This window comes from Sporosarcina thermotolerans, assembly GCF_042658975.1.
Classification (GTDB): domain Bacteria; phylum Bacillota; class Bacilli; order Bacillales_A; family Planococcaceae; genus Sporosarcina; species Sporosarcina thermotolerans.
The window spans coordinates 467,038-482,008 of the sequence record NZ_JBHSRM010000013.1; the positions used below are offsets into that span (position 1 = coordinate 467,038).

At 41.3% G+C, this 14,971-nt stretch carries 13 protein-coding genes; all 13 read right to left on the reverse strand.

Annotated elements, in window-relative coordinates; translation table 11 throughout:
- Positions 1 to 18: 18 nt before the first annotated feature.
- The gene (gene murD, locus ACFPZG_RS10195) at positions 19 to 1,368 is read right to left on the reverse strand and encodes a UDP-N-acetylmuramoyl-L-alanine--D-glutamate ligase (protein WP_283731655.1); all 1,350 of its coding nucleotides are present in this window, start codon (positions 1,366 to 1,368) and stop codon (positions 19 to 21) included.
- The gene (mraY, locus tag ACFPZG_RS10200; RefSeq protein ID WP_317940139.1) at positions 1,369 to 2,343 is read right to left on the reverse strand and encodes a phospho-N-acetylmuramoyl-pentapeptide-transferase; all 975 of its coding nucleotides are present in this window, start codon (positions 2,341 to 2,343) and stop codon (positions 1,369 to 1,371) included.
- 156 nt (positions 2,344 to 2,499) lie between these two features.
- Entirely contained in the window at positions 2,500 to 4,344 is a 1,845-nt protein-coding gene (locus ACFPZG_RS10205) for a penicillin-binding transpeptidase domain-containing protein (protein ID WP_317940247.1), read from the reverse strand.
- Between the two features lie 134 nt (positions 4,345 to 4,478).
- On the reverse strand, positions 4,479 to 6,668 hold the full coding sequence (locus ACFPZG_RS10210; RefSeq protein ID WP_317940140.1) for a penicillin-binding protein: 2,190 nt from the start codon (positions 6,666 to 6,668) through the stop codon (positions 4,479 to 4,481).
- 38 nt (positions 6,669 to 6,706) lie between these two features.
- Positions 6,707 to 7,084: a cell division protein FtsL gene (gene ftsL / locus ACFPZG_RS10215; RefSeq protein WP_283731652.1), complete on the reverse strand. Its 378-nt coding sequence runs from the start codon at positions 7,082 to 7,084 to the stop codon at positions 6,707 to 6,709.
- A 16-nt stretch (positions 7,085 to 7,100) separates the two neighbouring features.
- Complete coding sequence (gene rsmH / locus ACFPZG_RS10220; protein ID WP_317940141.1) at positions 7,101 to 8,033, reverse strand: 16S rRNA (cytosine(1402)-N(4))-methyltransferase RsmH; 933 nt, start codon at positions 8,031 to 8,033, stop codon at positions 7,101 to 7,103.
- Between the two features lie 29 nt (positions 8,034 to 8,062).
- Positions 8,063 to 8,494, reverse strand: a complete 432-nt coding sequence (gene mraZ, locus ACFPZG_RS10225) for a division/cell wall cluster transcriptional repressor MraZ (protein ID WP_283731651.1) — start codon at positions 8,492 to 8,494, stop codon at positions 8,063 to 8,065.
- Positions 8,495 to 8,683: 189 nt separating this feature from the next.
- Complete coding sequence (bshC, locus tag ACFPZG_RS10230) at positions 8,684 to 10,291, reverse strand: bacillithiol biosynthesis cysteine-adding enzyme BshC (protein ID WP_283731650.1); 1,608 nt, start codon at positions 10,289 to 10,291, stop codon at positions 8,684 to 8,686.
- A 90-nt stretch (positions 10,292 to 10,381) separates the two neighbouring features.
- On the reverse strand, positions 10,382 to 10,774 hold the full coding sequence (locus ACFPZG_RS10235) for a DUF3397 domain-containing protein (RefSeq protein ID WP_317940142.1): 393 nt from the start codon (positions 10,772 to 10,774) through the stop codon (positions 10,382 to 10,384).
- A gap of 6 nt (positions 10,775 to 10,780) precedes the next feature.
- Positions 10,781 to 11,671 carry a ketopantoate reductase family protein gene (locus ACFPZG_RS10240; RefSeq protein ID WP_317940143.1) on the reverse strand — a complete coding sequence of 297 codons (891 nt, stop codon included), beginning with the start codon at positions 11,669 to 11,671 and terminating at the stop codon, positions 10,781 to 10,783.
- A 68-nt stretch (positions 11,672 to 11,739) separates the two neighbouring features.
- Positions 11,740 to 13,290 (reverse strand): acyl-CoA carboxylase subunit beta, encoded by a 1,551-nt coding sequence (locus tag ACFPZG_RS10245; RefSeq protein WP_317940144.1) that lies wholly within the window; start codon positions 13,288 to 13,290, stop codon positions 11,740 to 11,742.
- Between the two features lie 61 nt (positions 13,291 to 13,351).
- Positions 13,352 to 13,567, reverse strand: a complete 216-nt coding sequence (locus ACFPZG_RS10250; RefSeq protein ID WP_283731646.1) for a biotin/lipoyl-binding carrier protein — start codon at positions 13,565 to 13,567, stop codon at positions 13,352 to 13,354.
- Positions 13,564 to 14,925, reverse strand: coding sequence for an acetyl-CoA carboxylase biotin carboxylase subunit (locus ACFPZG_RS10255; protein ID WP_317940145.1), 1,362 nt, complete (start codon positions 14,923 to 14,925; stop codon positions 13,564 to 13,566). The genes ACFPZG_RS10250 and ACFPZG_RS10255 overlap by 4 nt, the downstream gene beginning before the upstream one ends.
- Positions 14,926 to 14,971 lie beyond the last annotated feature (46 nt).

Here is a 14,971-nt window from a genome sequence, read left to right on the forward strand (position 1 = left end):
ATCGGTTAAGAAGCTATTTTACAGCTTATCGATAGCGTCGATAAAGGCATCGCCGCGTTTTTCGAAGTTTGGATACTGGTCCCAGCTTGCACAGGCTGGCGAAAGTACTATTTGATCGCCTTCCAAGGAAATTTGAAAAGCTCCATTGACTGCATCATCCATCGTTTCCACTTTTTCAGCGTAAGGAACACCACATGATTTTGCGAATTCGATTAATCGATCGCCGGTTTCACCCAATGCAAAAAGTGCCTTTACCCTTCCCATATAAGGTCGAAGCTCTTCGAAAGAATGTCCTCTGTCCAATCCACCCGCTAACAGGATTACAGGAGCTTGGAAAGATGATAGGGCACTTTTCGTCGCCAATGTATTAGTGGCTTTTGAGTCATTATAAAATGCTCGCCCCTTCAGTTCTTTCACAAATTGCATACGATGCCGTACACCTGTGAATGAACTTAAAACATTCTCGATCGTTTCTTTATCACAATCCATTAAGATTGCAGAAGCCGTTGCAGCTAAAATGTTTTCCAAATTATGCTGACCTAAAAGCTTTATGATTGAACGCTCTAAAAAAGGTTCTCCTAGCCAATAAATCATCTCTTCATCGGCAGAAATACCTTCGACCGCCCTTCCTTTCAAAGTAAAAGGAATCTTTGTTGCTGCAGATCTCTCTACATACGGGAGTAATTCCGGTTGGTCAGCATTGTATATGAAGAAATCATCTTTTGTCTGGTTTCTTGTAACTTTCGCTTTTGCCATAGCGTATTCTTCGGTAGTTCCATGATAATCGATATGGGCTTCGTATAAATTTGTCCAAACGGATATTCTCGGACGAAACTTCTCCGTACCCGCCAATTGGAACGAAGAAACTTCCATGGCGATAACTTCTTCTTCAGTTGCCTCTTCCGCTACTGTACATGCAACAGTCCCGATATTTCCCGCAATAAGTGGTTTTTTACCACCAATATTCAAAATATGATAGAGAAGGGTTGTAGTTGTAGTCTTACCATTGGAACCTGTAATTGCTATGATAGGAGCCTTACTTATTAGGTACGCTAACTCAATCTCAGTCCAAATCGGAATCTCTTTTTTTAGGGCTTGCTGAAGAACTTGGTTCTTATAAGGAATCCCTGGGTTTTTCACTATGAAGTCAAAGCCTCCATCCAAGATTCCCTTGGGATGGCCACCGCAAATTACATTAATACCTTTTGACTGTAGAGCAAGGGCTTCATTATTTCCTTCCTCAGGTGAAGAATCATTGACAAGTACTTCTGCTCCAAGGGAATGCAGCAAATCAGCCGCAGCATAACCACTTTTAGCAAGACCAAGCACCAGTACTTTCTTTCCTTTAAACTGAATTCGATTTTCCACTTACATCACCTCCCACAATATGGGCAGTATTGAAGCCAAGAAGGCAATTCCCCAAAACACAATTACAATCTTCCACTCAGACCAACCCGAAAGCTCGAAGTGATGGTGGATCGGACTCATTTTAAATACCCGTTTTCCCGTCAGCTTAAAGCTTGTTACTTGAATCATTACTGATAATGTTTCAATCACATATACGATTCCAATAACAAGTAACAGAAGCTCCTGCTTTACAAGAATTGAAAGCATTGCAAGAACTCCGCCCAATGCCAAGGAACCAGTATCGCCCATAAACACTTTCGCTGGCTTCATATTGAACAATAAAAACCCTAACATTGCACCAGCAACAACGAATGCGAACATCGCGATGTCATGCTGCTCATAGATGAGGCCATACACACCAAATGCAGCAAATGCCACAGTTGATGTACCTGCAACAAGTCCATCAAGTCCATCCGATAAATTGACTGCGTTTGAAAACCCTACAAGCCAAAATATTAGGAAAGCCACGTAGATTATACCTAAGTCTATGGTGATATTCGTAAATGGAATGAGTACTGTTGTTTCAAAAGGTCCCATTCTTAATAGGAAGTAGGCAAGAACAGCAATTACAATCTGTCCGATTAACTTTTGTATGGATGTTAAGCCCAAGTTCCGTTTCATGACGACAATGATAAAATCGTCTAGGAATCCGATAACACCGAATCCAGCAAGCACAATCATCAGTACAATTGTCTGTGTTGTTAGTACTTCTTCATATATGTATGAAAGGACGAGCATCGTAATGATGATAGAACTCAGGAAAATAAGGCCGCCCATAGTGGGCGTGCCTGCTTTTTTCTTATGGGCTGCTGGACCTTCTTCCCTGATGCTCTGCCCAAACTTTAATCTTCTAAGCAACGGTATGATGGCGGTCCCGATAAGTGCTGTTAGTATAAATGAAACGGTGATTACCGTAATTGTAGTGACAAGTGTCATAATATTTCTCCTTAACTGTTATGAAACTGTATTAGTGTTGTCTAGCTACAGGCGCCAGGTGCTCGGGTCATAAGTCAAAGCTGCTTTGTGGCAAAGAACGCCACGACGCATCTTCGCCTTATGCCTGTCGCACCTAAGCGGGCGCCTTCCGCTTTTCTATTCTTCCTCAGTATATACGTGGATGATATCGTCCACCATTATTAAGGAATCAGGTGCCGGCATTTGATATTTTATCACTTCTCCATCACCATGCCATTGTATACGATATGTGTGAAGTTGGCGCCCAACCATTCCTTTTGTCATCCCTGTCAAATCAGGTGCACGATGTGTTAAAGGATCACCCCAGCGATATTCCTTTTCAATCTGCCCTTCCCTTTTTTCAATCCCTGCAAGAGGTGCAATTTCCTCAATGATCCGTCCTACGATTGGTGCAGCAATGACACCACCGAACTGGATTGAGTTTTTAGGACTATCAACAGCGATATAGACAAGTAGTTCAGGGTCGTCAGCCGGTGTAAATCCAATGAAAGATACAATATAGTCCCCATCGCTATACGTACCATTCACGACCTTTTGTGCCGTACCCGTTTTTCCGCCTACTCGTAGACCATCATTGAATGCATTCCGACCTGAACCATTTGCGACAACCGATTCAAGAGCTTCTCGAACTTTAGCTGATGTTTCTTCGCTAATGACACGGCGTTTCATCTCTGGTTCAAAAGACTGTATTGTCTCACCCTTATCATTCTTAATTTCCTTAATAATATACGGCTTATACAAATAGCCTCCGTTAATAGCTGCTGCTACCGCCTGAACTTGTTGAATTGGCGTGACAGATATACCTTGACCGAACGCGGTCGTAGCCTGTTCAACTGGACCGAATGCCTTTTGCGAGAATAATATTCCCTTTGCCTCTCCCGCAATGCCGGAGCCAGTCGATTCACCAAAACCGAAATCCCTAATGTATTTATCTAACTTTTCGCCGCCTAAGCGCCTGCCAATTTCGATGAATCCTGGGTTACAGGAATTTTCTACAACTTCGAGGAAGGTTTGATGACCATGGCCTTCCCTTTTCCAACATCTTAACCTTGCGTTCGCGACCATTGTATATCCCGGGTCATTAAAGTGTTGATTATGCAAATCGATGACACCTTCCTCGAGTCCTGCAGCAAGTGTCACGATCTTGAATGTTGATCCCGGCTCGAATGTCATCCAAACCGGCAAGTTGCGATTGTAAATCGAAGGGTCAGCATTTTGATAATTGGCCGGGTCAAATGAAGGCACGGAGGCAAGGACAAGAATTTCTCCCGTCTTTGGATTCATGACAATCGCTAACGCCGATGCAGCATCAAATTTTTCCAAAGCCTGTTGCAACTCCCGCTCAACTGCTTTTTGCATTTCAAGGTCGATTGTCAATTCAACACTCGCCCCATTTTTGCCAGTTTCGAAACTGTCATCTACATGAGGCAATGGGATTGTCCTTGCATCCGTATATAGACGTATTTTATCGCCTGTACCTTTTAAGATTTCATCATATGCATATTCAATTCCAGCAAGGCCATCTCCATCATAACCAGTGAATCCAATGAGCCTTGATAATAATTCTCCATTTGGGTAATTCCTAACAAAATCTACCCCAGTATACAAACCATCAATTTGCAACTTCGCAATTTCATCAGCTTGATCTTGGGTTATGTTCTTACCCTCAGGAGCCAATTTGACCATATACGCTTTTTTTGTCATCTTCTCAAGCAGTTTATCTTTATCCATACCGATGACGCTTGCTATTGCTGCTGCAGCCTTTTCAGGTTCTTTGTTCTGGGATGGCATGTAATAAAGCGTTGGAGCAAGTCGGTTACCAACTATCAATTGACCATTACGATCATTGATTTCTCCCCTTAATGCTCCAAAAGGGATTTCCCTATCCCAGTTCTCTTCCGCACGCGCCTTTAACCATTCATGTTTAATGATTTGAACGTGGAAGAGCTTTCCTACGACCATGAAGATTGCAATAACGAAAATAATATAGACAGCCCGCAATCTTTTCTTGGATTGCAGATCAGCATATTTTTTACGCAGCGCCCCACACCTTTCGTTTTTCTACTAACCTATGAATAGATGTGGACTGCTATACATCATCCTCCAATTATCTCCTCTTCTTTTTCCTCATCCTGCGGGGCAGGAGTATGAAGATCGGCCGGCGTCAACAGTTGAAGGACAACGGGATCGTCCTTACTAATAACGGCTCCTTCGGATAAGCTTTGTTCGGTTACATATCCATCACCATTCAAACGAATATCAAGCCCTGATAACATTTTAAATGATAATGCCATTTTTTTCGACCACCCGTAAAAATTTGGCAAAGTAGTATCCCCATTAGTTTCCAGGAGAACAATAGATCCTTTATTCATCTTCGTGCCTTTTTGAGGGTATTGACTAATAACATTGCCACCCTCTCCTATTAACACCGGAGAAAAACCTTGTTCACGGAGTTCTTCGATTGCAGAAGATGAATCACTGCCGATAAATTCCGATATAGGGACAGTTGAAGAACTTTCATTATTTTCTGGTACGATATTCATATATTTCAAACTGCTTTCCATAATTGACGTAAACAGTTTTGCCACAGGATCAGAACCATATTGTCCTATCTCAAGCTTCGGTTGCTGAACAATAACGTAAGCCAATAATTGGGGATCTTCGATTGGCGCCATCCCAAGGAACGAATAAAGATAATTCCCATCTCCTGAGAGATATCCCGGTCCATCCTTTTTGGGTATTTCTGCAGTTCCTGTTTTTCCGCCGACCGAATAACCCGAGAGGGCAAATTTTTTAGCTGTCCCAGGCGCAGAAGTTACGGTTGTGGCTAAGATTTCACGAACTTGCTTTGCAGTTTCAGCCGAAATAGGTGATTCCTTTTCTTCTGGTTTATGGTCTTCTACAGTTTCTTCAGTATTTGGGTTAATAATCTTATCAATGACGTACGGTTTCATCATCTTGCCATCGTTTGCAACCGCAGTAGCCGCTTGAATCATTTGAATTGGAGTTACAGTCGAACCTTGTCCATATGAAGTTGTTAATCTCTCACTCGGATTTATATCCAAAATGATGCCAGATGCTTCATTCGGCAAGTCAATTCCAACCTTTTCGCCAAAGCCAAAATCCTTTAAGTACTCGATGAATGTGCGATCTCCCATTCTTTCCAATAGGTAAGCCATCGAAACGTTGGATGATCTCTGAAAACCTTCGAGAAAGGAAATCCTTCCCCAACCGGTTCTATTAACATCTCGAATTGTCTTATCATAGATCGTATATTGTCCGGATTGGAATTCCGCAAATGGATCCCATTTTCTTTCCTCGATTGCTGCGGCTAATGTGAATATTTTCATTGTTGAACCCGGTTCAATCGTATTTTGCACAGCATCGTTCAACCAGTTTTCGGTCAGACCGACGCGTGTTGAAGGGTGAAATGAAGGTCGCTGGCTCATCGCATAAATTTCACCGGTATTAGGGTTAGTTATGATGACAAGCATTTTTTCGGGCGAGTATTCTTCGTCAACCTGATTCATAGCATCCTCAACAAAGTTTTGAATCGTCTTATCAATCGTTAACTGAATCGTCATGCCGTCTTGTGCAGCAACAATTTGTTTTTCTGACTTCGGTAATATAAAGCCCCATCTATCAGTCTTAAAATCCACCTTACCGTTCACACCTGTCAATGCCTCGTTGTATGTCTGCTCAAGGCCCATTTTACCGACTGTGGATACTTTTTTATTTTCATCCTCTTCCCTCATCGCAAAACCGATCAAATAGGATGCAAAATTGCCATTCGGATAAAATCTTTTTTTATCTTCGATGAACTGCAGACCTGTTACGCCTTCCTTATCCGCCGCCTCTTTAATGGCTAACATCGTTTCATGACTAATATCCCTTCCTGCCTTACCGAACTCGATTTGATAAACATTCGAGTTATTCGCAACAGCCTTATCCCTAATCTCAATCATCTTGGATTTCTCCATTGGGATAAATCTACTTAACAGGTCTGCCGCTTTTTCAAAATCCACGACATGTCTTGGCTCCTGAGCACCTTTTTCAGTCGCTTTTTCATTCAATACCGCAATAAGCCGGTAACTTAATGTATCGGAAGCGATTAATTCACCGTTACGGTCAATAATTTTTCCTCTTTCAGCCTGAAGGATTGCTTCCCTTGCATATTTCGCCTCAGCCATGACAGCCATTGGTCTACCTTCAGCTTGTCCGGTAATTTGGATACTTAATAAACGTCCAAACAATAGGAAAAAGAGCCCTCCGAAAAAAACGAACATCAGAAAGGCTCCCCATTGAAATCGAAACTTCTTCTTTTTCATCGTCCAGGCACGACCTTTACGTTTTTCTCGTTTAGATTCAAGCCGAGCTCCTTCGCTTTATTCCAAATCACTTCATATGTAGATTTCTCGCTCACGAGATTGGACAATTCAGTATTCTGTTTTTGAGTTTCTACAACTTCACTATTTAAAAGTTGCACTTCCTTATTGGTATCATTAATTTGCGCCTGTGTATGCAAAATCATCGTAGAAAAAATAACGAGAATTGCTGAAAACAGCACGAACAAAAACTTTTCGCCTTTGGAAATAAGTCTTTTAGAACGCCTATTCGGCTGCAACTCTTGTTTCTTCGGTGATTGTGGTGCTTCAATTTCATGTACTGTATTCATCTGGAATGTCCTTTGTTCCAATGCCATCTAACAATTCCCCCTTCTATTTTTTCTCAATAATCCGTAATTTTGCTGATCTTGATCTTTTGTTCACTGAAATTTCCTCTTCACTTGGCACAATCGGTTTTCTTGTAACTGACTTGAATTCAGGTTCCATATGATCAGGAATAACTGGTAAATTTGGTGGAAGTTCCGGTAAAGAGGTCACCTCTTTAAAAATCGTTTTGCACAAACGGTCCTCCAATGAGTGGAAGGTGATGACAGAAATACGTCCACCTGGATTCATGACCGTTAATGCGTCAGTTAATGAGTCTTCAGCTGCCCCAAGTTCATCATTTACAGCAATTCTTATTGCCTGGAATACTCTTTTGGCCGGATGTCCACCCGTCCTGCGTGCTGCTGCAGGGATGCCGTTCTTTATCAGTTCAACTAATTCTCCCGTACTTTGAATGGGTGCTTGTTTACGTGCTTCTTCTATTTTACGGGCGATTCCTTTTGAAAACTTTTCTTCCCCATATCTGAAAAAGATACGGACTAAATCTTCGTAAGCCCACTCGTTCACAACGTCAAAGGCTGTTAAAGGTGCATCTGTATCCATACGCATGTCCAGTTTTGCATCATGATTGTAGCTGAAACCGCGTTCTGGAGTGTCGAGCTGTGGTGATGATACACCAAGGTCATAGAGAACCCCATCCACAGAGTGAATTCCGATGTTTTTGAGTTCGTTTTTCAAGTTTCTAAAGTTCGAATGAATGAAAGTAATTTGGGATAAATAATCTTTTAGTTTTACTTTTGCTGCTTCAATTGCTGTTGTATCCTGATCGAAACAAATCAGTCGACCTTCAGGTGAGAGCTTTTTAACAATTTCAAGGCTGTGTCCTGCACCTCCAAGTGTGCAGTCTACGTAGACACCATCGGGCTTAATATTAAGCCCTTCGACGGCTTCGTGGAGTAATACGGTTATATGATCGAACATTGAAACCGCCATCCTTTCTTTTTCTAATATTAAAAATCAAAGTCGATGATGTTTTCAGCGATTTCGTTGAATGATTGCTCCGACTCATCATAATAGGAGTCCCAAGATGATTTGGACCAAATTTCGATACGGCTGGAAACTCCGATGACTACGCAATCTTTTTCCACTTTTGCATAATCCAGTAGGGAGGTTGGTATATTTACGCGACCTTGCTTGTCGATTTCCACTTCTGTAGCACCTGAAAAGAAAAACCTTGCAAATGCCCGAGCATCTTTTTTCGTTACGGGCAGTGCTTTCAATTTTTCCTCTAATCGCTTCCATTCCTCCATAGGGTAACCGAAGAGGCAATTATCCAATCCACGAGTCAACACAAAGCCATCCGCCAAATATTCCCTGAATTTAGAAGGGACTATTAAGCGGCCTTTTGCATCCACAGTATGCTGATATTCGCCCATGAACATACTCTTCACCCCACTATGTGATTTTAATGTACCACATCCCCCCACATTCCTCCACCCATAATCTATTTTCCATTAAAAATGTGCCGATAGTACTTGTTTTATTGAGATGGGGCTTGATTTTCACCAATCACGTAGGTCTAAATAAAAAAGCTTTTCCAGTCGAAAATTGACTGGAAAAGCTAATAATTATCAAAGATAAACGATTTGATGGGTGCCGTCCATTTTCAATGGCTGGCAAAGCAAATTTCGGACCAATTCAGGACCATATTGATTCATAAAAGTATAGGGAGTGAAAAGCCGTTCTTGCAATGACCCTTCTGGAAGTAGTTCATTTTCAAGGATTCGATATTTACGTAAGGCAACCTCATGTTTAAGTAAAAGGCTTTCTTCAGCTTTCCCTCTTAAGTAATTTAGTTGTTTCTTATGAAATTCGAGGTTTTTATGAAGCAATTGCGTCATTGAAAGATCTACCACGGACTCTAATTCTACGTATTTACTTGTTAAAAACGTTTCTGTTTCCCTAAGTAGTTCATCAAATTGCTCATCATGCAATGTTTCAATGAATTTTTCACGTTCGTCTAGTACTTTTCCGGACAATACATCTGAGACCGTCAATGCAACATCGTCCATAGCCTGTTTCGCCTGTGGAGTGACTAATGTAATTGAAATCCGTGGAACAAGAATCGGCATTTTGATGCCAAAATGGTGGAAGGCATCTTTCAATAATGCCCAATAGGCAATTTCGCCAGGCCCCCCGACAAAAGATAGGACTGGAAATACCATATCTTGCATTATCGGACGTGTTGCAACATTATTGCTTAGGAGCCAAGGTTCCTCATTCGCCACTTTCATCAATTCATCGGGCGTGAAACGGATACCTGCACTACTATTCACGAAGTCTTCATTATCCCTTGTCAATAAGACCCTTCCCGTTTCATGCATATAAAAAAGATTCGCTGCATCGTATTCCGCTTGGATTGGCCTACCGAAACCAATCGCATCAAATTCTTCTTCTGTACTTGCAATCATTTTCGCGATTTTTTCAGCCGCTTCGATGAAACCAGTGAATGGTCCTTTTTCTATCTCTCTTAACGGTTTATATGCCGAATCAATAAGGAGGAGACCATGCTCACTGAATAGGCCATTCATCAATCTGACAAAAAAGCCAGTGAAAGTCTTTTCTAAACTAACTGCTTCAAGGACTTCGTCCAATAAGGATTTCGTATGCTCGGTTTCTCCGAATTGACGGAAAGTATCTTTAACGAAGGTGGTCATCATCTCATGTGAATACTCGGCTTCTGATGCCATTAATTTTAAAATATATTTTTCACGGTATTTATTCTTTGTCACCTTTCCGGAAACCTCTGTATAGACATGATTAATTTCATTCAGATCATGATCTTCTCCGGCAATCCAGAAAACAGGAATAACTGGAACACCAAGTTCTTCCCTCTTCTTTTCAGCAAGCAAGATGACAGTTATTGCTTTATGGACTGAATAAAGTGGCCCTGTCATTATTCCAGCTTGTTGGCCACCGATGACAACAACACCATCATTAGCTAACTCATCGATATATTTTGCAGCTTTTTCAGAGATGCCAAACGGTTCCATAAAGGAAGTAATTACATTCGCCAATTCCTTCCTCTGAAATGAACGATCCGACAACTCTTTCAACCTCTTCGGATAGGAGTTGCTTTCATTTTTATAGTCAAAAAAAGTATGTATGAATTTTTCATCATGATTATATGCTTGCATTACCTTATTTCCATTTTGTAATTCCAATGACTCAAGTTCCATCCTTCATGCCCCTTTTTACTAGTTTGAACAAAGTATACATTGAATTTCATCAGATTGAAAAAATTACGCTTATCCCCTACTATTTCGATCTCATTTGACATATTCCGAAACTTTGAAAATGATACCTGTCACAATTAGAACTAGGTAGGATAGTCCTAATACAAGAAAATATAATCTCCATGTTTTTTGTAAAAAGCGAGAGATTATAAATTCTTTCACTTTCATTCTTTCGATCACCGCTTGAAGTATGGCGATGAATATGGCGATACCCACAATATAGTACCCTACTCCATCACCGAATATTGCTGAAGCGCTGATATATACAGCTAAAAAAAGAAAGGGGGTTGTCCAGTCCGCCGCCTGTCCTAAAACACGTGCTGGAGCCTTCCCCATTTTTCTCATCGTCACAAGAAAAACGATAGTTACAAGAAAAGGACATACAATAACTATTCCAATGAGCACCGAAATGATTCCATGAATCACGAACAATCATCTCCCATCCAAGACAAACAAAATTTTCTCAAGGGTTTTCAATATCGGTAGAGGCGTTCCCTTTTTTTCCGCCATCTTAATAACCGCTGTCACAATTGTTTCTATTTCCATCGAATTCCCATTCAACCTATCTTTTAACATAGAAGACTGATTTAACGCGGTTTTCCGGCATACTTCTTCAATAGCATCCTTTGGTAAACTTTCTTGCATTTCCGGAAAGGCATTACTGATTTCCAAAAATAATTCATCAAACAAGATCTTCGCATGCTTACGCTCCAATAATTCACCATTTCTTAATTGAAGAATCGCAGTCAATGGATTAATCATGCAGTTGATCAGCACTTTTCGTAACACGATTCCCCGAGCATCCTCTACGAATTCGATAGGAAACGCCGATGTATTGACAAACCGCAGCGGATCAAAAACATTTTCATCCCCACGGAAAGGGGCAATCCTTATAAAACCAATACCATTGTGCGAAACAGTGCGGTCATTTAGACGACCAGCTCCGTGTTCAACAGTCGCAAAGAAAACAGTCGGTAATTCTGATTCTTCAACAAGATTGAAATGTCCTAAACCATTTTGAATAAACATCACCGCATTGTCCATTTTTCTTTCTTCAAGAATTGAGATAATTGAAGCAACTCCACTATATTTTACAGCGACTATCCAAGGCGCTGACTTAGGTAATTTCTCAATCTCCGTTTCAGCATTAACTTGAAATATGCATTCAGTTCCTTCTGCATCAATCCGCTTAATCCCTTCTTTACGAATAATTGAAGCTTGTTCTTCCCTTCTTGTATAGAAAGAAACCTTCCATCCAGCTTCCGCAAAATAGGATCCCATGAGCAAACCGATCGAACCAGCCCCCGCAATAACAACTTCCACCCCGATACCCTCCTTGTAGAAAAGGGCACCTTCAGAAAAAGGCGCCCTCTATTTTTCCTATTATTCAATTATACAGGATATACTGGATGTTTTTTAGGTGGTAATGGAAGATCTTTTGTCGAATAGAAATTGAATCTCTCCGCAAGTACTTCGCGTAAATCTGAAGGTGAAATAATTTCATCCACGATCATCTCGGAAGCCATTTTGTAAATATCAATTTCTTCTTTATATTCCTTCTGCTTCGCCTGCACAAATGCAATTCTCTCTTTCGGATCTTCAATTGCTTCAATCTTATTCGAATAAACAGCGTTGACAGCCGCTTCTGGTCCCATGACAGCAATTTGTGCAGTTGGTAAAGCTATACATACATCCGGTTCAAAAGCCGGACCCGCCATTGCATATAATCCAGCACCATAAGCTTTTCTAACAACAACCGAAATCTTTGGCACAGTTGCTGAACTCATCGCCATGATTAATTTAGCTCCATGGCGGATAATTCCATCACGTTCAACTTTCGTCCCTATCATGAAACCTGGAACATCAGCCAGGAATAATAACGGTATCGAAAAGGCGTCACATAAGTTAATGAATTTCGCTGCCTTATCCGCAGAATCTACGAATAGGACACCACCCTTAATTTTCGGCTGGTTTGCAATAATCCCAACAGGTTGCCCTTCAATCCTCGCGAGTCCCGTAATCATTTCTGAAGCAAATAGTTTTTTAATATCAAAGAAGCTTCCTTCATCGATTAAAGCATCAATCGCTTCATACATATCGAACGGTGCATTCTGGTTTAGAGGGATGATTTCCTCAAGCGAGCGTCCTGCTTTTCTCGCTACAGGGTCTTTTAGTGAAGGCTTTTCAGTAAAGTTTGCCGGAAAGAATTCCAGATAACGGCGGGCTTCACTTATTGCCTTTTCTTCACTTTCAACAAGGACGTCACCGCAGCCACTAACTGTACAATGCATTCTTGCCCCACCCATTTCTTCCAATGAAACCTTTTCCCCAATCACTTTTTCCGCCATTCGAGGGGATCCTAAATACATTGATGCATTTCCTTCCACCATAATGACGATGTCACAAAATGCCGGGATGTATGCACCTCCCGCAGCGGATGGTCCAAACAAAAGACAGATTTGAGGGATGAAGCCGGATAACCTCACTTGGTTATGAAAAATCCTTCCCGCACCACGGCGGTTCGGGAACATATCAAGCTGATCTGTAATCCTTGCTCCAGCCGAATCGACAAGGTATAGGATAGGAACCCGATTTTTCTCTGCAACTTCTTGGATACGAATAATTTTTTCTACTGTTCGGGATCCCCAAGATCCAGCTTTCACTGTAGAATCATTCGCCATTACACAAACTGTTTGCCCATTTACCTTCCCCATTGCAGTCACTACACCATCTGCGGGTAAATCGTCAGCTTCACAATTCGCAAAACGGCCGTCTTCCATGTATTTTCCGTCATCGAATAAAAGTCTCAAACGATCACGAACGAATAACTTATTCTGTTCTTTCAATCTCTCATGATATTTCGGATGTCCACCCGCTACAATTTCTTCGATCTTCTTTTTTAATTGTTCATTGTAAACTGTCTGTTCTGCTTGTTTTGTCATCGTGTTCTACCCCTTCCGATCACAGTTGCCTTTGTTAGATAGTTCGGCAAATCCCATTCTTTTATGCCTCAATTACAGCCAATACATCCTCTTCATTTACAAAATCCCCAACTTGAACATTAATAGAAGATACTTTACCGGTAATTTCTGCTTCAACAGGAATTTCCATTTTCATGGATTCCAATACAATAATCACTTGACCGGCCTCTACTTGTTCACCTTCCGCCACATTTACAGTGAATACCGTACCAGCCATAGCCGCTTTTAATTGTGTCATATATTTACTTCCTCCTTATTAGTTAATAACCATTCCATTAACACATTTGTATTGTAATTGCCGTCCAAGAATTCTTTGGAGTCGATGAATTTTTGGAACAGCGGTATATTTGTTTTAATACCTTCAATTGTATACGAATTGAAAAATGTCTTTGATTTTTCAATCACTTCTTGACGCGTCTCTCCATAAACAATAACTTTTGCAATCATCGGGTCATAAAAAGGCGTGATTGCACCACTTTCTTCATAACCAGCGTCAATACGTACGCCTTCCAAATGAAGCGACTCCATCTTGGCAATTTTACCTGGAGATGGCATGAATGTTGTTGGGTGTTCCGCATAAATCCTGTATTCAACGGCGTGGCCCGAAGAGGAAATCAACTTTTGTTCCTTTATCGGCAATTCATTTCCACGGGCAACTTCAATTTGCCACTCTACCAAATCATATCCAGTCACTTCTTCGGTTACTGGGTGTTCTACTTGTAAACGTGTATTCATCTCAAGGAAATAAAATTCATCATTATCCGCTAAAATGAATTCCACCGTTCCAGCATTTTCATATGCTACAGCCTTAGCAGCATTCACCGCGGCTTCATGCAATCGAACTCTTACCTCTTCACTTAAACCCGGTGATGGAGATTCCTCAATCACTTTTTGATTTCTTCTTTGAACGGAACAATTCCGTTCGAATAGATGGACTATATTTCCCTTTGAATCTCCGAAAACCTGCACTTCAATATGACGTGCATTTTCAACAAACTTTTCAAGGAAAACCACATCATCACCGAAATAGGCCTTTGCACGGCTTTTGATGGATTGGAAGTGCTGACTGAGCGCTTGCTCACTTTCACATCGCACCATACCAATTCCTCCGCCGCCAGCACTTGCCTTTAGCATTATTGGATAACCAATCTGTTCAGCTGCAACGATAGCTTCTTCAATTGTAGAAACGCCCTCATCCGTACCAGGAACGACCGGAACCCCTGCATCCTTCATCTTCACCCTTGATGCAATTTTGTCCCCCATTAATTCAATTGTTTGCGCATCGGGACCGATAAATTTCAAGCCCGCGTCTTTAATTTTCCGAGCAAATACCGCGTTTTCTGATAACAGACCATACCCCGGATGAATCGCTTCCGCACCGGTCTGTAGTGCGATTCCAATAATATCATCAGCCTTCAGATATGACTGCTGAACAGGTCCCGGTCCGATTAAATAGGCTTCATCCGCGGCTTTCACGAAAGGCATGTGCTCGTCAGCTGCAGAATATACAGCTACTGTGCTAATTCCGAGTCGCTTGCATGTTTTGATGATTCTAAGGGCAATTTCTCCGCGATTCGCTATAAGAATTTTATTCATTTTGAAACCCCCAAGTTGCTTAAATTAGAATTTCTCCCCATCTATA